The sequence below is a fragment of the Streptococcus downei MFe28 genome (genome assembly GCF_900459175.1).
Classification (GTDB): domain Bacteria; phylum Bacillota; class Bacilli; order Lactobacillales; family Streptococcaceae; genus Streptococcus; species Streptococcus downei.
The window spans coordinates 1,421,849-1,439,059 of the sequence record NZ_UHFA01000002.1; the positions used below are offsets into that span (position 1 = coordinate 1,421,849).

At 45.0% G+C, this 17,211-nt stretch carries 21 protein-coding genes; 18 read left to right on the forward strand and 3 right to left on the reverse strand.

Annotation, left to right across the window (positions count from 1 at the left end; genetic code table 11):
* Positions 1-127: 127 nt before the first annotated feature.
* Positions 128-352: a DUF4649 family protein gene (locus DYE66_RS06815; protein WP_002997760.1), complete on the forward strand. Its 225-nt coding sequence runs from the start codon at positions 128-130 to the stop codon at positions 350-352.
* A gap of 98 nt (positions 353-450) precedes the next feature.
* Here the strand turns inward: DYE66_RS06815 and trhA are convergent, their stop codons facing one another.
* A complete protein-coding gene (gene trhA, locus DYE66_RS06820; RefSeq protein WP_002998384.1) occupies positions 451-1,104 on the reverse strand; it encodes a PAQR family membrane homeostasis protein TrhA in 654 nt (217 codons plus the stop codon).
* Complete coding sequence (locus tag DYE66_RS06825) at positions 1,076-1,540, reverse strand: DUF1836 domain-containing protein (protein ID WP_002998308.1); 465 nt, start codon at positions 1,538-1,540, stop codon at positions 1,076-1,078. The genes trhA and DYE66_RS06825 overlap by 29 nt, the downstream gene beginning before the upstream one ends.
* A gap of 169 nt (positions 1,541-1,709) precedes the next feature.
* On the opposite strand from DYE66_RS06825, the gene DYE66_RS06830 reads away from it, so the two are divergent.
* The 8 genes from DYE66_RS06830 (at position 1,710) to DYE66_RS06865 (ending at position 7,410) form a co-directional block, all read left to right on the forward strand.
* Complete coding sequence (locus DYE66_RS06830; RefSeq protein WP_002961607.1) at positions 1,710-1,964, forward strand: hypothetical protein; 255 nt, start codon at positions 1,710-1,712, stop codon at positions 1,962-1,964.
* Positions 1,965-1,993: 29 nt separating this feature from the next.
* On the forward strand, positions 1,994-2,467 hold the full coding sequence (locus tag DYE66_RS06835; RefSeq protein WP_002998501.1) for a GNAT family N-acetyltransferase: 474 nt from the start codon (positions 1,994-1,996) through the stop codon (positions 2,465-2,467).
* Between the two features lie 184 nt (positions 2,468-2,651).
* Complete coding sequence (locus tag DYE66_RS06840; RefSeq protein ID WP_019777305.1) at positions 2,652-3,311, forward strand: DNA alkylation repair protein; 660 nt, start codon at positions 2,652-2,654, stop codon at positions 3,309-3,311.
* 108 nt (positions 3,312-3,419) lie between these two features.
* Positions 3,420-3,623, forward strand: a complete 204-nt coding sequence (locus DYE66_RS06845) for a DUF6440 family protein (protein WP_002997721.1) — start codon at positions 3,420-3,422, stop codon at positions 3,621-3,623.
* Positions 3,624-3,673: 50 nt separating this feature from the next.
* Positions 3,674-4,411 (forward strand): alpha/beta fold hydrolase, encoded by a 738-nt coding sequence (locus tag DYE66_RS06850; protein ID WP_002997976.1) that lies wholly within the window; start codon positions 3,674-3,676, stop codon positions 4,409-4,411.
* Between the two features lie 225 nt (positions 4,412-4,636).
* Positions 4,637-5,002, forward strand: coding sequence for a type II toxin-antitoxin system RelE/ParE family toxin (locus tag DYE66_RS06855; protein ID WP_002997927.1), 366 nt, complete (start codon positions 4,637-4,639; stop codon positions 5,000-5,002).
* Complete coding sequence (locus DYE66_RS06860) at positions 4,992-5,297, forward strand: helix-turn-helix domain-containing protein (protein WP_002998420.1); 306 nt, start codon at positions 4,992-4,994, stop codon at positions 5,295-5,297. Before DYE66_RS06855 ends, DYE66_RS06860 begins: the two co-directional genes overlap by 11 nt.
* A 274-nt stretch (positions 5,298-5,571) precedes the next feature.
* Entirely contained in the window at positions 5,572-7,410 is a 1,839-nt protein-coding gene (locus tag DYE66_RS06865; RefSeq protein WP_044123767.1) for an acyltransferase family protein, read from the forward strand.
* A 114-nt stretch (positions 7,411-7,524) separates the two neighbouring features.
* Here the strand turns inward: DYE66_RS06865 and DYE66_RS06870 are convergent, their stop codons facing one another.
* Complete coding sequence (locus tag DYE66_RS06870; RefSeq protein ID WP_277422188.1) at positions 7,525-8,802, reverse strand: hydroxymethylglutaryl-CoA reductase, degradative; 1,278 nt, start codon at positions 8,800-8,802, stop codon at positions 7,525-7,527.
* A 117-nt stretch (positions 8,803-8,919) separates the two neighbouring features.
* Here DYE66_RS06870 and DYE66_RS06875 point away from each other — a divergent pair, with 117 nt between their 5' ends.
* From DYE66_RS06875 to murB, 9 genes are all read left to right on the forward strand, one after another.
* On the forward strand, positions 8,920-10,206 hold the full coding sequence (locus DYE66_RS06875) for a homoserine dehydrogenase (RefSeq protein WP_002998542.1): 1,287 nt from the start codon (positions 8,920-8,922) through the stop codon (positions 10,204-10,206).
* Position 10,207: 1 nt separating this feature from the next.
* The gene (thrB, locus tag DYE66_RS06880) at positions 10,208-11,068 is read left to right on the forward strand and encodes a homoserine kinase (RefSeq protein ID WP_002998155.1); all 861 of its coding nucleotides are present in this window, start codon (positions 10,208-10,210) and stop codon (positions 11,066-11,068) included.
* A complete protein-coding gene (gene rarD / locus DYE66_RS06885) occupies positions 11,061-11,972 on the forward strand; it encodes an EamA family transporter RarD (RefSeq protein ID WP_115325192.1) in 912 nt (303 codons plus the stop codon). Before thrB ends, rarD begins: the two co-directional genes overlap by 8 nt.
* Before the next feature lie 183 nt (positions 11,973-12,155).
* The gene (locus DYE66_RS06890) at positions 12,156-13,415 is read left to right on the forward strand and encodes a bifunctional folylpolyglutamate synthase/dihydrofolate synthase (RefSeq protein WP_115325051.1); all 1,260 of its coding nucleotides are present in this window, start codon (positions 12,156-12,158) and stop codon (positions 13,413-13,415) included.
* 38 nt (positions 13,416-13,453) lie between these two features.
* Entirely contained in the window at positions 13,454-14,017 is a 564-nt protein-coding gene (folE, locus tag DYE66_RS06895) for a GTP cyclohydrolase I FolE (RefSeq protein WP_019782764.1), read from the forward strand.
* A 3-nt stretch (positions 14,018-14,020) separates the two neighbouring features.
* Positions 14,021-14,821 carry a dihydropteroate synthase gene (folP, locus tag DYE66_RS06900; RefSeq protein ID WP_002997840.1) on the forward strand — a complete coding sequence of 267 codons (801 nt, stop codon included), beginning with the start codon at positions 14,021-14,023 and terminating at the stop codon, positions 14,819-14,821.
* Between the two features lie 3 nt (positions 14,822-14,824).
* On the forward strand, positions 14,825-15,184 hold the full coding sequence (folB, locus tag DYE66_RS06905) for a dihydroneopterin aldolase (RefSeq protein ID WP_002998087.1): 360 nt from the start codon (positions 14,825-14,827) through the stop codon (positions 15,182-15,184).
* The gene (folK, locus tag DYE66_RS06910) at positions 15,181-15,666 is read left to right on the forward strand and encodes a 2-amino-4-hydroxy-6-hydroxymethyldihydropteridine diphosphokinase (protein WP_002998412.1); all 486 of its coding nucleotides are present in this window, start codon (positions 15,181-15,183) and stop codon (positions 15,664-15,666) included. Before folB ends, folK begins: the two co-directional genes overlap by 4 nt.
* Before the next feature lie 335 nt (positions 15,667-16,001).
* Positions 16,002-16,904, forward strand: coding sequence for a UDP-N-acetylmuramate dehydrogenase (gene murB / locus DYE66_RS06915; RefSeq protein WP_019788784.1), 903 nt, complete (start codon positions 16,002-16,004; stop codon positions 16,902-16,904).
* Positions 16,905-17,211: the final 307 nt, after the last annotated feature.

A 17,211-nucleotide genomic window follows, 5' to 3' on the forward strand; every position in this document is an offset into this window, starting at 1 on the left:
TACAAGAGCTCAGATAGGCCATCTAAGAGATGAAAAATCTTGATTGGCAATACTAGCAGGAGAATCAGTCCAAATCTTTGACCTAGGGACTAAAAAGGCATAGACTAGGGGTAAAGGAGATGATGTCATGATTGAAATGACCTATACAGACGCTTACGATATTGAGCGTCGGCAGACTTTTGAAAATCCCAACGATTTTATTCGGGTTCTGATGGGTTGCTCAACTCTACCAGAATACTATCCCATCAAGAGTGTGATCTACAAGGGAAAGGACCTTGGCTTCCAAGGGACCTACGGTGACCTCTTTCCAACCTTTATCAATTTTGACTGGTCGGCCTACGAGGAAGCTTGAATTATATATATAGAAAAGAGCTAACGATTACCGCTAGCTCTTTTGTGTTAGGAATTATTTAGAACTGGATTGAGGCGACTAGTCACTCTGGCTCTGGTTTAAAGCATGCAATAAACAATGGCAATATATTGCAGGGCTGAAGCCAGTAGGATGAAGAGGTGCCAAATCATATGGTCATAAGGTCGCTTGCGGGAATAGAAGAAGGCACCGATGGTATAGGAGAGCCCTCCAGCCAGCATGAGGCTCCAGAAAACTGGTCCAGTCTTGGTGACGATGGCTGGAATAATGAAAATAACCAGCCAGCCCATGAGCAGATAAAGGAAAAGGCTGAATTTCTCGTTAATTTTCTTGGCGAAAATTTTATAGAGAATGCCAAAGATAGTCGTCCCCCATTGGAGGACAATAATTAGATAGCCTAACCAACCACCGACCAAGGACAGAGCCACAGGCGTGTAAGAGCCAGCGATGGCAATATAAATCATGCTGTGGTCGATAATCCGCAGGACATATTTCTGCGGGGAAGCATACTGCATAGAGTGGTAAACAGTAGAGGACATGAACATGAGAAAAAGGCTGATGACGAAGACCGACATGCTGACAGCCGCCTTGAGACCAAAGATTTGGTAGCTGTAGGAAGCTGTAATAGGTAGAAGAACCAACATGGCGACGGAGCCAACGGCATGGGTGACTGCATTAGCCACCTCTTCACCAAAGGTTAGTTGTTTACTGAGTTTTAGAGTTGCGGTGTTCATGGTGTCCTCCTTGAAGATTTTGAGCAAGTTTGTGGGTGTAGTGGTAGAGCTTGAGAGTCTGGCAGGCCGAGGTAATCAATTCGGGAATTTCCTGTCCCTGCTCTTCGTTCATACAGGCGACAAAGGCATCATAGCAGGCCTGAGATTGATTATTAGCCGTTAGCCGTTCTAAAATCTGACTAATTTCCTGAATGGAAAAGACTGGCTTGAAAGTCGTAATGGCAATCAAGCGAGCCAGCTGCTTGCGACTGTATTTCTTCTTGACTGGCTTTTCAAGGAGACCGTGCTTAACATAATTGTTAATCATGGAAGCGGTCAGGCCCTTATCGCCTGGCGTTGCCAGAGGTTGGTTGACCTGGTTGACATAGAGAAGAACCTGGTCTAGATACAAATCTAATTGTGGCAAGTCAGCCCATTTTGGATAAGTCTTTGTCATCAGTTTAACTACTTTCTATAATCTAGTCTTAATAACTAGATTATACAATTCTAATAAACTAGCGTCAAGAAAAAATATGTCTATTGATAAAATTGCAGTTTGCAAACAGGCTGCCTGCTGGCTTCTGTTATAATGGAATTAGTAAATAATTCCCGAGGAGGTCAGGCAAATGGCCATGATAAAAATATTTTTACCCTTTATTTTGACAGCTGTATTGGCAATTCTGACTATCTACCTTGCCAAAAAATGGTCCGTGCAGGAAGAAGCCAGCGGTCGGGCTAATCAAAACCGTTTATCTGCCGGAATGTTAATCGGGATGAGCCTTGGTCTAGCCTTAGGCTCCGTCTTTCGATTTAATGTAGGTTTGACAACAGTTATCGGCATGCTGATAGGGATGACTATCGCCCACTATATAGGGAAGTAGCGGGGGGATGTTAAAGATGAGGTCTAGCTATGAATGTAAAGATAAGAAAAATAAGAGATAAGGAAATCTATCGCCTAAATGATTTTCTCTATGAAGCTATTTTTATTCCGAACGGCCAGGCTAAGCCAGATAGGGAAATTATTGAACAGCCAGAGCTTCAGTTATATGTCAAAGGTTTTGGAGGTCAAGTGGGTGATGATTGCCTTGTTGCAGAGGTCGACGGCCAGCTAGTGGGTGCAGTTTGGGTTAGGATAATCAATGATTATGGTCATGTAGATGATCAAACTCCGTCATTAGCTATAGCTCTTTTGGAAGGCTACAGAGGCCAAGGTCTAGGGACGTCCTTAATGACTAAGATGCTTGAAGTCTTAAAAGCAAAAGGGGTTAAAAAAGTTTCTCTCTCCGTTCAAAAAGCCAACCCTGCTCTAAAATTGTATAGAAGATTAGGATTCAACCCCTTATCTGAGAACAATGAGGATTATGTCATGGTTAAGGACTTATAAGAGCCTCGGCAGAGCGAATGACATTTCTTGATGATTTTGAATTTGATAAGGAGGTAAAACTGTTTGGAAAAATATATTGTGATGTCAAAAAAGAATTCCGAAATAAGTATAGGTAAAGTTAATAGTGGTGGAAACCTATGTGATAGCAGAAGCTAAGAAAAAAGGGAGTTTGGGGTTATCAGTTATGTCAAAATATTTAAATATAAAGTCCCTCTTTGAAGCTCAGGCTGATGAGGAGAGGGCGGTTGCTATGGCAGCCTACCAGAAAAATCTCTTTGAATTTTACGGAATTCCCACGCCCCAGAGACGAAAAATTTATGCCGAATTTTTGAAGGCGGAGAAGAAAACCAAAACGATTGACTGGGAATTTCTGGATGCCTGTTATGCGGATCCCCACCGTGAATTTCAATATCTGGCCTATGACTATTTGCTGAGAATGCAGTCCTACCTAGTCTATGAAGATCTAGCTAAGGTTGAGCATTACGTTTTGACCAAATCTTGGTGGGATACCATTGACTTCCTGACCAAGGTAGTAGGGCAGTTGGGTCTCAGAGATAATCGTGTGAAGAATTTGATGTTGGGCTGGTCCAAGAGGGACAATATCTGGATTAGGCGGACGGCTATTGAGCACCAATTGGGGCTAAAAGAGCAGACGGATACAGACCTCTTGGCTGAAATTATTGTCAACTGCCTAGGTAGCGACGAATTTTTCATCAATAAGGCCATTGGCTGGTCCTTAAGAGATTATTCCAAGACCAATCCCGACTGGGTAAGAGATTTTATCTGGCAGCATGAGGAGCAAATGGCTAAACTCAGTATTCGTGAGGCTAGTAAATATCTATAAGAAAGTGGAGCTCAAAGTTCCAATTGGTTCAGTTTTAACTTTCTAGGATAAAGTCGCTCTGCTATAATAAGAGTAAAGTAAAGTCAATAAAATTGGAGGTTAGTTATAATGCGAACAAAAAAGGATTTACGTTTTGAAAAGAGGTTTTCAGAAAGTCATACGGGAATGGAAATTTGGCTAGACAAAGAGACTGGTGTTAATTATCTCTGGCATGGAGCGGGCTATGGTGGTAGCATGACTCCCTTGCTGGATAAGGATGGCAAGCCTGTCATCACACCAGTTGAAGACAGTAGCAATTCCGACCTGTTCTAAGGTAGGTTGAAAGGAAGCAGGCGATAGAAAGGTCGTCTTTTTATTAATCTATGGTAGAAATCCAAGAAAGATATCTGACCATGCGAGATGGTCAAAAAATTTTTATCAAGGTTGCTGGTCAGGGCTACCCTATCGTATTTCTCCACGGGAATGGCAACTCTAGCAAATACTTTGCTGGCCAGCTTGAAGACTTTGCAAAGAAGTATCAGGTCATCATGGTGGATAGTCGGGCCCACGGAAAATCTGGACTAGGTCAGCTTCATCTGACTTTTGAGAAAATGGCCAAGGATTTGGCAGAGGTCTTGGACCAGTTGGCCATCAGGCAGGCTATCCTAATCGGTCATAGTGATGGTGCCAATTACGCTCTGGTCTTTGAACACCTTTATCCCGAGCGAGTCAAGGCCGTGTTGCTCAATTCAGGAAATTTGACCTTCTGGGGGCAGAAATGGTGGTTGCGACTAGGTTCGGTTTTGACCTATCTCTGGTTGAGCCTACAAGTTCGTTTCAAACCAGCGGTCAATCGTCGCAAACAACGCTTCGGCCTCATGGTCAGAAATCTCCCCATCAAATTTGAGGATTTGAGGGGCGTGACTGTTCCAAGTTTGGTATTAGTTGGCCAAAAAGATTTTATCCGTCAGGGGCATTCTCGAAGAATCGCTCGTTATCTAGCCAATGCAAAATTTCTTTCCCTAAACGGTTTCGGCCATAGCATCGCCAATAAGGACCCGCAGGTCTTCAATCAGCTAGCTCTGGACTTTGTCCAGCAGGTGCTGGGGAGTGATGAATAAGTCAATAAAGTTACCGAAAGGTAGCTTTTTTTTGAATAAATAAGTGGAAGATAATGCATTATAATACTCAACGAAAATCGAAATTAGCCGAGTCAACGAACTGAAGACAGTACTGGAGTACGGCAAGGTGAGTTAACGACGGAAAATTTTGATTTTCGAAGAGTATAGCCCAAAAGTATTTACAGATTATAACTTATAAGTTATAATGATAGAAAGAGGTTTAATTTGTATCAAATTTATTTTTACAAGGATAAAAGGGGCAAAGAACCTGTTTTAGACTACCTAAAAGAACTTTCACAACAAAAGGGAAAGGATAGTCGGATTAGATTGAATAAGATTTCTGATTACCTTAATATTTTGCAGGAGGTTGGAACTGTTGCAGGTCTTCCCGTCCTCAGACATCTTGAGGGGGAGATTTGGGAACTTCGTCCTTTAAGAGATCGAATTTTATTTGTCACCTGGTTTGATGGTAGTTTTGTCTTACTTCACCATTTTATGAAAAAATCACAAAAGACACCTCGACGAGAGATTGAGCAAGCCAAGCGAGAGTTAAATGATTTAAGAAAGAGAGGATTGGAAAGTGGAGAATAATTCGGCTTTAGGTCATGATTGGACAAGTGTCCAAAAGGAACTTTTTTCAAAAGAAGAAATTAAAGAGAGCCAAATTAGGGCGTCCATCATCGTTGAATTGATTAGAGCTAGGAAGGAGAAGGGAATTACTCAAAAACAATTGGAAGAGATGAGCGGTGTTAGTCAGCCAGTCATTGCTAGAATGGAAACTGGCAAAACTAGTCCACAAATAGATACTGTTCTTAAAGTCTTGGCTTGCTTAGGGAAGAACTTGTCGGTGGTCCCTCTGGATAATCAAGGTGAAGGACCTGTTTAAGCTAGAAGTGGCTGAAAAAGCCAGTCCACTATTATCTGATGATGACCTGACAGAGCCTGACTTTCATAATAGGATTGCAAAAACCTAGCAATGATCTGATTGGAATTGACTAGTCATATTCCCCAAAACTGACCTTTGGGATCAGTTTTTGTGTCCGCGACTTCCTCTAGAGATGGAAATCTGGGGCTTTTCACCTTCTCCCGCCACCCAATTTGCCTAGTCGGCTATTTTATGTTATATTTTGATGACAAAGCTTAAACTTAAGGATGAGGACATGAAGAAGCGTTATATTACTGGTTTTGACGGTCTGAGGACCATTGGTCTTTTGGCGGTCATTTTTTATCATATTTATCCCTCGATTTTTAAGGGTGGCTACTTGGGTGTGGCTCTCTTTTTTGTCCTTTCAGGTTATTTGATTACCGACCTTCTCCTAAGAGAGTACGGAGCCAATGGTAAGATTGATGTCAAAGCCTTTCTCTTACGGCGTTTTAAGCGGCTCTATCCCAATATGATAGCCGTCATGCTTTTGAGTACGATTTACATGTACTTTTTCCAGAAAAATCTGCTCAATGGCATGCGGAACGTCTTTTTGTCCAGTATCTTCTCGGTAAATAACTGGTGGCAGATTGCTAAGGGCGGTTCCTACTTTGCTAAGTTGCTAGCTGAAGCTCCTTTTGAGCATTTTTACAGTCTGTCCATCGAAGGTCAATTTTATCTCTTTTGGCCTTTGATTATCATTGTTCTCATGCGGATTTTTCGCAAGAATCGGACTGTCATCTTCAATGTTCTGGATCTGATTTTGCTCCTGTCCTTTGTCGAAATGTCCCTGCTCTACAAGGCTCATGTCGATCCCACTCGGATCTACTACGGGACAGATACCAGGCTCTTTTCTATCCTTATGGGGGCGGCACTAGCCTTCATCTATCCTAGTGATAAGGTTGAAAAAATTAAATTATCCCTGCGGGATCGGCAACTCTTTAATGGCGTGGCCCTCGTAAGTCTAGCTGTTTTAGTGATCTGTTTCTTTGCCCTGCCTGACCAAGAGTGGTTTACCTATCGGGGAGGCATGTGGCTCTTTTCCTTCCTCAGTTGTGTTCTGATTGCTCTGATTGTCCATCCCAAATTGGCAGCCAATAAGTGGCTGTCCAATCCTGTAACCTCCTATTTGGGAACTCGTTCCTATGGCATGTATCTTTGGCAGATTCCTGTTTTGACCTTCGCTGAGCTCAAGTTGCCCAATCCCAAGTCTCTACCATCGGTCTTGATTGCTTTAGCTCTGGTAGTGATTTTGACCGAAATCACCTATCGCTTAGTAGAAGTACCTCTGCGACGAATAACTTGGCAGCAGATTAAGGACTTTTACCAAGATAAGCGTCAGTCCTGGTCTTCCTTGGTCAAATGGCCTGTCACCCTGCTGGTTTCTGTGGCGGTAGCAGGGGCCCTCTTCTTAGTTTTTACGGCACCAGATAAAACGTCTGCCCAAAACAAGATTACCGACCAACTCAAGCAAAATCAAGCCAAGATGAAGGAGCAGAACCAAGCTCAACAAGCACCAGGAACTCCTGCGGACCCCGCCATTCTTAGTAAATATAGCATCAGTCAGGAAGAGTACGACACTGTTAATCAAAAGAAGGTGGCTATCTTGGGTGATTCTATGATTGCCATGACCTACGATGACCTACACGAGGTCTTCCCAAATGCCTTCTTTGACGGGGCCATTGGTCGTAAACCTCAGCATACCCTAGAAATGGTTCAAGAAGCAGTCGCCAACCATCCAGATTTGGATACCTTGGTCATCGGTATCGGAATTAATCGGGATGAAAATGGCGGTACTCTAACGGCGGACCAGATTGATCAGGTTATGCAGGCTGCTGGCGGTCGTCAGGTCTATTGGATTAATATTAATCTGGAAAAATCCCAATACTACTGGACCAATGATGTTAATCAAGTCTTAAGTCAAGCGGACCAGAAGTATGACAATCTACATATCATCGACTGGTACGGAGCCTCCCACGATAAGGAAAGCCAGCTCCTAAGTGAAGATATGACCCACCCCAACGATCAAGGGGCCATCGCCTATACCAGGACCATAGCTGATACGATTTCAAAATAAAAAATTTAAGAGATAAAAAGACTTGAGTTGTCAAATTACTCAAGTCTTTCTTTATGCGTGTGGCCAAACTTAGAGGATTTCTTTGCTCTTGGAATCAAGCATTTTAAAACTAGTCTATTTTTGGTCGTTTCTTAGATTTGCCAGGATTTTTTGAGCAGTTTCTAAGTTGAGGTGTTGGGCTGATAGGAGTTCCTGAACCAGTTTGGGGCTCTCTTTTTCAGAAGCGCCGGCCAGTAGGGCTAAGGACTTGGCCTGCAATTTCATGTGGCCTGCCTGAATGCCTTTACCAACTAGGGCCTTAAGGGCGGCTAAGTTTTGAGCCAAGCCCAGGGAGACAATGAGACCTGCTAGAGTCTTGGCGTCAGGATTACCCAGGAGGTCAAAGGCGACTTGGACGCTGGGGTTGAGGCCGATTGAGCCTCCTTTGGTTGCAATGGGCATGGGGAGAGTTAGTTCTCCCTTGATTTGCCCAGCCTCTTTATCATAAGTCCATTGAGAGAGGCCACGGTAAGAGCCAGAAGCGGCAGCATAGGCATGAGCACCTGCCTCGATTGCTCGCCAGTCATTACCTGTAGCCAGAACCAAGGCATCTACACCATTGAAAATACCCTTATTGTGTGTACTGGCGCGATAGGGGTCGATTTGAGCTAGTTGCGATGCCTGCTCCATTTTTTTAGCAAGATTTTGAGCTTCCTTTTTGTCGCGACTGAGAAAGCGCAGGTCGAGGGCGCAAGTAGCTGTCACCAAACTATGGGTGGCATAGTTGGAGAGAATGGCCATAAGGCTTTGGCCTCCTGAAAGTTCTTCTAACTTAGGTGCCAAGGCTTCCACCATGGTATTAACCATATTGGCTCCCATAGCTTCTTGGGGGTCCACCGAGAGATAGACAATGAGAAAGTCTCCTTTTTCTTCCAAGGTTAACTCTCTAGCACCGCCCCCTCTTTTGACGATGGAAGGATGAGCCTGATTGGCTAGGCTCAGAAGCTCTTCCTTATGGGCTAAGATAGCCTCTTTGGCAGGATGCCAGTCGCTGAGCCCAGTCAGGGCAACTTGCCCCAACATTTGTCGCTGGTGAACCCGGGTCTTAAAACCACCCGAACGTTTTATGAGTTTGGCGGCATAAGAAGCAGCAGCGACGACAGAAGGTTCCTCGGTCACCATGGGGAGATTATAAATCTTGCCATTAATCAAGAAATCTGGAGCCAAGCTCATAGGCAGGGCCAGTCGACCAATGAGATTTTCGGTCATTTGATTAGCTGTCTCGAGAGGCAGGAGTTCTTCTTTTTTTAGTTTTTCCAGGCTAGTCTCTGAGAGGGCTTGATTGTTTTCAATAGTCTGCCAGCGCTCTTGAGGGCTTTTTTGGGCAAATCCTGTCCAAGATACCATAGTTATCTTCCTTTTCGTTCGTGAATTCTTCTTAAATTATAGCATAAGGCGGGATTTTCTGTAATTATCTAAGGGATTTTGCTATAATGGTGGCGTATATTATTCGTAAACGAGGTAAGAAACATGGCAATAAAAATTGGATTATTTGGTTTTGGGACTGTTGCTAGCGGTATCCCTTTTTTGCTTAAGGAAAATGGCGATAAGATCGGGGCGGCTGCCAAGGATAATTTCGAGATTGCTAAGGTCTTAGTCAAGGATGAGGCCGAAAAAAATCGTCTTCAGGCCGCTGGACATGACTACAACTTCGTGACCAATGTTGAAGATATTGTCCAAGACCCTGACATTGACATTGTGGTTGAATTGATGGGGCGGATTGAACCAGCCAAGACCTTTATCACCAAGGCTTTGGAGGCTGGTAAACACGTGGTTTCTGCCAATAAGGACTTGATTGCCACTCATGGCAAGGAAATCATTGCTCTTGCCCAAGAGAAGGGGCTGGCTTTCTACTATGAAGCTGCGGTAGCTGGTGGTATTCCAATACTGCGAACCTTGGCTAATTCTCTAACCTCAGACAAGGTGACTCGGATTTTGGGTGTTCTCAATGGGACTTCTAACTTTATGATGACCAAGATGGTTGATGAAGGTTGGACCTATGAAAATGCTCTGAAAACCGCACAAGAACTGGGTTATGCAGAGAGTGATCCCACCAATGACGTGGAAGGAATCGATGCAGCCTACAAGGCCGTTATTCTCAGCCAATTTGGTTTTGGTATGACCATTGATTTTGACGATGTCAGCCACCAAGGCATTTCGACCATTACTCCAGATGATGTCGCTGTCGCCCAAGAGTTGGGTTATGTCATCAAGCTGGTTGGTGATGTTAGGGAAACAGCCTCAGGTATTTCCGCTCAGGTTTCCCCAACCTTCCTCCCTAAGGAACACCCGCTGGCTAGCGTTAACGGGGTCATGAATGCCGTCTTTGTGGAGTCTATCGGCATCGGCCAATCCATGTACTATGGTCCTGGTGCAGGTCAAAAGCCGACTGCAACTTCTGTAGTTGCCGATATTATTCGCATTGGTCGTCGGATTGTTGATGGCAATGTTGGTAAACCCTTCAATGAATTCAGTCGTCCGACTCAATTAGCCAACCCGAGCGACGTCAAGTCTGGCTATTATTTCTCCCTCAGTGTGCCCGATAAGAAGGGACAAATCCTGCGCTTGGCAGAAATTTTTAACGGCCAGGATGTTTCCTTCTCCCAAGTCCTCCAACAAAGAGGGGATGGAAAACAAGCTAAAATTGTCATCGTGACCCACGCCCTTAGCTTGACCCAGTTGGAACGCGTCAAGGCTGAATTAGAAGCTCAGAGCGATTTCACCCTTTTGAACAGCTTTAAGGTATTGGGAGATTAAGATGAAAATTACAGTTCCAGCAACTTCGGCCAATATTGGGCCGGGATTTGACTCGGTGGGGGTGGCTCTGTCCAAATATTTAACCATCGAAGTGCTTGAAGACTCCTCTGACTGGGAGGTTATCCACGATTTGGGGGACATTCCTAGCGATGCCAACAATCTCCTGATTAAGACAGCCTTGGAAGTTGCTCCTGATCTAGCCCCTCATCGGCTTAAGATGATTTCAGATATTCCCTTGGCTCGAGGTCTGGGTTCTTCCAGTTCAGTCATTGTCGCAGGGATAGAGTTAGCCAATCAATTGGCCAATTTGCAACTTTCCGACCAAGAAAAGCTCAATCTGGCAACAAAAATCGAAGGGCATCCCGACAATGTTGCCCCAGCCATCTTTGGTAATCTGGTAGTGGCTTCCTATTTGGATGGCCAAGTTTCCCACCTTGTGGCTGACTTTCCTAGCTGTGATTTCGTAGCTTTTATCCCTAATTACCAGTTGAAAACCAGCGATAGTCGGGAAGTTTTGCCCTCTACCATGGCCTATAAAGAGGCTGTTGTAGCATCCTCTATCGCTAATGTCGCTATTGCGGGGCTTTTAAAGGGAGACTTAACGGTAGCTGGACAAGCCATCCAGAAGGACCGTTTCCATGAGGCCTACCGACAAAAATTGGTCAAGGAATTTGCACCGATTAAGGAGCTTGCTCAAACTTCTGGCGCTTATGCAACCTATTTATCAGGCGCTGGACCAACCGTTATGACCCTGGTTCAACAAGGGGAAGGTGAGGCGCTAAAGGTTGCTCTAGATAAGTTGAAGCTTGACGGCGAAACCTTTGTTTTGGCGGTCGATAAAGAAGGTGTTGGCCTTGACTAAAACACAAAAGGGCCTCTTGCTGGGCGTTTCGGCCTATTTACTCTGGGCCTTTCTCTCCCTCTATTGGAAACTTCTGGCTGGGGTAAATGCCTATAATACATTTTCTTATCGGATTATTTGGACGGCTTTGACCATGCTGGTTTATATGTTGGTTTCTAGCAATCGTCAGCGCTACGGCCGAGAACTTAAGGAGCTCTGGTTAGACAAGAAGCAATTCTATCGTGCTATCGGTGCGGCCTTTCTCATTGCGATTAACTGGTTAACCTATATTTATGCCATTGCCAATGGCCATGCGACAGGGTCCAGTCTGGGCTACTATATGATGCCACTGGTATCGGTTCTTTTGGCTCTAATCATTCTCAAGGAGAGTTTGACACCAGCGACCACTCTAGCGGTTCTGGTGGCGGCAGTTGGAGTAGGGGTCTTGGTTTGGCAGACGGGGCATTTGCCTTCGATCGCCTTGATTCTGGCCTTTTCCTTTGGCTTTTATGGCCTCCTCAAAAAGGGAATCAAGCTATCTAGTGATGTGGCCATGCTCTTTGAGGTGGGGGCAATCTTGCCCTTTGTGCTGATTTATCTGATTTTTTTCAGTCAAGAGACCCTGACAGACTATAGCTTATGGGAAGATATCCTCCTAGCTCTGTCGGGCATTATCACGGCTATTCCGCTCTTGCTCTATGCGGAGAGTCTCAAGCGAGCTCCCCTGAATCTGGTTGGGTTCATCCAGTACCTCAATCCAACCATCCAACTTTTGATTGCGTTGAGTATTTTCGGCGAGAAGCTCAGCCGAGGTCAACTCTATGGCCTGATTTTCATCTGGCTGGCTATTGGCCTCTTTGTCGTCGGTCAGATTATCTTGATGCGAAAAAGTTCCAAGACGACCTTGTCAGAGATAGGCCACTAGCGACATCGTCAGCTGATTTCTTTAGTTTGCTTGTCTTATTGACAGAGCACCATAAGGTTTTCATTGAAAAATTAGAAATCTTGACCTAGGGTCGGGATTTTTCGCTTTTGCCTGCTATACTAGTAGAGGTTATCAAGAGATAGGTTTATGAAGCCTAACCTAGACTTATAAAGAAGGGAAATAATGAATTATCAAGAAGCACTAACTTGGATTCACAGTCGTTTAAAGTTTGGCATCAAGCCTGGTATCCAGAGGATGGCCTGGATGTTAGACCAGTTGGGCAATCCTCAAGAGCATATACCAGCCATTCATGTGGTGGGTACCAACGGCAAGGGCTCGGTGGTTAATAACCTCCAGCATATTTTTACAGCTGCTGGCTACCATGTCGGGACCTTTACCTCTCCCTACATCGTGGATTTTCGGGAGCGGATTTCTCTAGATGGTCAACTCATGCCCAAGGAGGATTTGGTGACCTGTGTGGAATTAGTCAAGCCAGTTGTCGAAGCTCTGCCAGCGGAACTTGAAGTGGCAACTGAGTTTGAGACCATCAGCCTGATGATGTTTCTCTATTTTGGTCGACTGCATAGCGTGGATCTGGCTGTTATTGAGGCAGGTATGGGTGGACGGGACGATTCAACCAATCTCTTTAAGGCCCTAGCTGTAGTCTGCCCTTCAATTGGCTTGGATCACCAGGCGATTTTAGGCCGAACCCATGCGCAAATTGCTCAGAATAAAGCGGGCGTGCTTAAGAAGGGCGAGTCCTTGGTTATGGCAGTCCAGCAAGAAGAAGCCAGACAGGCCTTTCTAGAGAAGGCTCAGAAAGTTGGCTCACCTGTTTATCAATGGCAAAAGGATTTCAGCTTGATGACCTCTGAAAATGAAAAGAGCCTGGTCTTCCGAAATAAGGAGACCAGCCTGTCTGACATTGAACTAGCCATGCCAGGTCAGCACCAGGTCTCTAATGCAGCCCTGGCCATTGAAACGGCTCTCTTGCTAAAGAAAAGCTATCCAAAATTGACTGATAGGGCCATTCGCCAAGGACTGGCGACTGCCAGATGGCAGGGGCGGACTGAGCTTTTGCGACCCAATTTAATGATTGACGGAGCTCACAACAAGGAGAGCATCCAGGCCTTGGTTGATTTATTAAAGGAGGGCTATGGTGACAAAACTATCCATATTCTCTTTGCGGCTATTGATACTAAGCCAGTTACCAGTATGTTGAAAAAACTGGCTGAGGTGGGCCAAGTCATGGTGACCACTTTTCCTTATCACAATAGTTTAGCCTTGAGCGATTATCCCCAGGGCTATGAGCAAGCCCCCGATTTTAAGACATGGCTGGATCAGGTATATGAGCCTGATTCAGGGGACTTCTACCTCATCACGGGCTCCCTCTATTTCATTTCCCAAGTGCGTAAGGAGCTTTTGAAGAATTCCCCTCAATAAGGTATAATGGAAGGCAAGTAAAAATTAAAGAGGACGAGATGGTTAATCAAGAAAAGGCTGAGAAAGCCATTTATCAATTACTGGAGGCCATTGGTGAAGACCCCCAAAGAGAAGGCCTGCTTGAGACTCCCAAGCGAGTAGCGAAGATGTATGCCGAGATGTTTTCCGGCTTGGAGGAAAATCCCAAGGACCAATTCACGGCTGTCTTTAGCGAAAATCACGAAGAAGTGGTTTTGGTCAAGGATATCCCCTTTTATTCCATGTGTGAACATCACTTGGTGCCATTTTATGGGGTAGCCCATGTGGCTTATCTGCCAAGTCAGAGCAAGGTCACAGGACTTTCCAAATTAGCCAGGGCAGTAGAAGTGGCTAGCAAGCGACCTCAGTTGCAAGAGCGCTTAACCGAACAGGTCGCCAAGGCCTTGGAAGAAGCCTTAAACCCCAAGGGGGTCTTTGTCATGGTAGAAGCTGAGCATATGTGTATGACTATGCGAGGCATCAAAAAGCCTGGTAGTAAGACTGTGACAACCGTTGCCCGTGGTCTTTTTAAAGAAGATAGAGACCAAAGACAGGAATTGCTGACTTTGATTAAGGAGCACTAGAAGATGAACATTGGACAATATCATGTTGATGGAAAAGCCTGTATCATGGGGGTTCTGAATGTGACCCCTGATTCTTTTTCAGATGGCGGGTCTTATACACAGTTAGAAAAAGCCCTAGCTCAAGTAGGTGCCATGGTAGAGCAGGGAGCAGCCGTTATTGATGTTGGTGGTGAGTCTACCAGACCAGGGGCTGATTTCATCTCGCAAGAGGAAGAAATTGCCAGAGTTGTTCCCGTCATCAAGGCTATTAAGGAAAATTATGATGTCCTCATCAGTATCGATACCTATAAGACAGGAACAGCACGGGCTGCATTGGAAGCTGGTGCTGATATTCTTAATGACGTCTGGGCTGGCCTCTATGATGGTCAAATGCTGGCTCTTGCTGCCCAAAAGGATGTTCCTATTATTCTCATGCACAATCAGGAAGATGAGGTTTACGGGGATGTCACCCAGGATGTCTGTGACTTTCTGTCTCAGCGGGCTCAAGCAGCTGTAGAAGCAGGCGTTGCTAGGGACAAGATCTGGTTGGATCCAGGTTTTGGTTTCGCTAAAAATGAAGCTCAAAATATTGACTTGCTCAAGGGATTGGACCGAGTTACCTCTCTGGGTTATCCAGTCCTCTTTGGTATTTCTCGCAAGCGGGTCGTGGACTATCTTTTAGGCGGTCACACCAAGCCCCTAGAAAGAGATGGGGCAACTGCCGCTTTATCTGGCTACGCTATTGAGAAAGGCTGCCAAATTGTGCGAGTCCATAACGTTGAAGCTAATCGTGATATTGTCAAGGTTATTAGTCAGTTGAAATAGAATATGGATAAAATACTTTTAAAGGGCTGTCGTTTTTACGGCTACCATGGAGCCCTTCCAGAAGAAAATCGTCTGGGGCAAATTTTTGTGGTGGATGCTGAACTATCAGTAGACCTGAGTCAGGCTTCTACGAGCGATGATTTAGGCGATACGGTTCATTATGGCCTTGTTTTTGAGGCCATCAAGCAAGCTGTAGAAGGCCAGCCTTATCAATTATTGGAGAGACTAGCGGGTGCAATCTGTCAGGATATCTTCAACCAATTTCCACCTGTTCAGGGTGTCACATTGCGAATTAGCAAGGAGAATCCGCCTATCGCTGGGCACTATGACAGTGTCGGTATAGAATTGGAGCGCCGTCGATGATTGATGCCTTTCTGGGTCTTGGTTCCAATATCGGAGACCGGAAGGCCTATCTGGATCAGGCTTTGGAGCGTCTAGCCAAGCTCCCTCAGACAAGCCTGCTGGCCGTATCTTCTACCTATCAAACTCCTGCCTGGGGGCTGACTGACCAAGCTGACTTTCTCAATCTGGTCTGTCACATTGAGACAGAGTTGCCTCCCTTGGACCTTTTACGGGCCTGCCAGACCATCGAAGATGATTTAGGGCGCGTGCGAAAAGAGCATTGGGGACCTCGGACCTTAGATATTGACCTCCTTCTCTACGGGCAGGAGCTAGTAGAGGAGCCTGATTTGACGCTACCCCATCCCTATATAAAGGAGCGAGCCTTTGTCCTCGTTCCACTTTTGGAGTTGGATGAAAAATTGCTGGACCCAAAAACTGGTCAACCCTATAGTCAGGCTCTAGTTAGCTTGTCTCAGGAAGGAATCGAAAAAATCTCGGATTAAGCTTTCTTGAATTTTGCTAATTTCCTTGACCCCATGCCTTTTATCTAGGCTGATTATTAGGAACAGCGAGATTTACTAGGGTTATCAAATAGGTTCTGGATATTTACAAATTACCGAATTATCAAATTTTCTCTGATATACTATGTCGATTTCTCTTGTGGAGGTTATGTCAAATTCTCTCAGGCAGGCTATCGCAAAAGTCCCTAGTTTTTGATATAATAAAAGTCGGTCTCAGGCCGATTTTTTTGGTGCTCAGACGTCTTTTATCGAAAAGTAGCTAGGCTTGATTTTTTCACGTTAGCAATCAACTTTAGCTCAAGAAGAATGGAAAAACAATGTTAGAAAAAATGAAAACGGCGCTTGAGGGAATTGATATTCGTATTGATGAGCCCTTGCGTAACTATACTTACACTAGAGTTGGAGGGCCAGCTGATTACTTGGCCTTCCCTCGCAACCGCTATGAGTTGGCCCACATTGTCAAGTTTGCCAACGAAAATGATATCCCTTGGATGGTTCTAGGCAATGCCAGCAACCTCATTGTCCGTGAAGGGGGCATTCGAGGCTTTGTTATCATGTTTGATAAGCTGAGCACGGTCACCGTTGATGGTTATACCATTGAAGCAGAAGCAGGGGCCAACCTGATTGAGACGACCAAAATTGCTGAATTTCATAGCCTGACTGGCTTTGAATTTGCGGCAGGAATTCCTGGCTCTATCGGTGGGGCTGTTTTTATGAATGCTGGAGCCTATGGTGGCGAAATTTCCCACATTCTGGTTTCGGCAACGGTCTTGACTAAGGAAGGGGACATTCATACTATTGAAGCTCGTGATATGGCCTTTGGTTATCGTCACTCAGCCATTCAGACAAGTGGTGAAGTGGTTATTTCTGCCAAATTCGCTCTTCGTCCTGGAATCCATTCGCAAATTAAGAATGAAATGGCCCGTCTCAACCACCTGCGTCAGCTCAAGCAGCCCCTAGAATACCCTTCCTGCGGGTCTGTCTTTAAGCGGCCTGTCAATCATTTTGCTGGCCAATTAATTATGGAAGCTGACCTGATGGGCTATCGTATCGGCGGTGTTGAAGTCAGTAAGAAGCATGCTGGTTTCATGGTCAATGTGGCCCAAGGCACAGCTGATGATTATGAAAATCTGATTGCCCATGTCATCGAAAAAGTCCAAGAACACTCTGGTGTCCGTCTGGAACCGGAAGTTCGCATTATCGGTGATTATAATGCTTAGTCAAAGGGGCATTTATCTAAGGGGAGTTTTCTAAGTCACCGGTATGTTTATGGAGATAGTCCTCCCCTTATTCAATGAATGTTTGAGCTTTTATTAGCAAAAGACTGGGACGGTTAGTCCTAGACATCTATCCCACTTCCATACTCAATAAAAATCAAAAATAGCCAAGGCAACGAACTGCAGACAGTACTTTGGTACGGCAAAGTGAGTTAACGATGGATAATTTTGATTTTTGAAGAGTATCAATCACCAGGACCGGCTAGTTTCCACTAGCCAGTCCCTTTTTATCTCACTCTTGTAGGGAGGA

Coding starts and splice junctions, on each gene's coding strand:
- DYE66_RS06825 (WP_002998308.1), bottom strand. CDS start 1,540: ATGACAAAGACTTATCCAAAATGGGCTGACTTGCCACAATTAGATTTG.
- DYE66_RS06840 (WP_019777305.1), top strand. CDS start 2,652: ATGTCAAAATATTTAAATATAAAGTCCCTCTTTGAAGCTCAGGCTGAT.
- DYE66_RS06875 (WP_002998542.1), top strand. CDS start 8,920: ATGGCAATAAAAATTGGATTATTTGGTTTTGGGACTGTTGCTAGCGGT.
- trhA (WP_002998384.1), bottom strand. CDS start 1,104: ATGAACACCGCAACTCTAAAACTCAGTAAACAACTAACCTTTGGTGAA.
- murB (WP_019788784.1), top strand. CDS start 16,002: ATGTTAGAAAAAATGAAAACGGCGCTTGAGGGAATTGATATTCGTATT.
- DYE66_RS06865 (WP_044123767.1), top strand. CDS start 5,572: ATGAAGAAGCGTTATATTACTGGTTTTGACGGTCTGAGGACCATTGGT.
- thrB (WP_002998155.1), top strand. CDS start 10,208: ATGAAAATTACAGTTCCAGCAACTTCGGCCAATATTGGGCCGGGATTT.
- DYE66_RS06845 (WP_002997721.1), top strand. CDS start 3,420: ATGCGAACAAAAAAGGATTTACGTTTTGAAAAGAGGTTTTCAGAAAGT.
- folE (WP_019782764.1), top strand. CDS start 13,454: ATGGTTAATCAAGAAAAGGCTGAGAAAGCCATTTATCAATTACTGGAG.
- folB (WP_002998087.1), top strand. CDS start 14,825: ATGGATAAAATACTTTTAAAGGGCTGTCGTTTTTACGGCTACCATGGA.
- folP (WP_002997840.1), top strand. CDS start 14,021: ATGAACATTGGACAATATCATGTTGATGGAAAAGCCTGTATCATGGGG.
- DYE66_RS06835 (WP_002998501.1), top strand. CDS start 1,994: ATGAATGTAAAGATAAGAAAAATAAGAGATAAGGAAATCTATCGCCTA.
- DYE66_RS06890 (WP_115325051.1), top strand. CDS start 12,156: ATGAATTATCAAGAAGCACTAACTTGGATTCACAGTCGTTTAAAGTTT.
- DYE66_RS06815 (WP_002997760.1), top strand. CDS start 128: ATGATTGAAATGACCTATACAGACGCTTACGATATTGAGCGTCGGCAG.
- DYE66_RS06830 (WP_002961607.1), top strand. CDS start 1,710: ATGGCCATGATAAAAATATTTTTACCCTTTATTTTGACAGCTGTATTG.
- DYE66_RS06850 (WP_002997976.1), top strand. CDS start 3,674: ATGGTAGAAATCCAAGAAAGATATCTGACCATGCGAGATGGTCAAAAA.
- folK (WP_002998412.1), top strand. CDS start 15,181: ATGATTGATGCCTTTCTGGGTCTTGGTTCCAATATCGGAGACCGGAAG.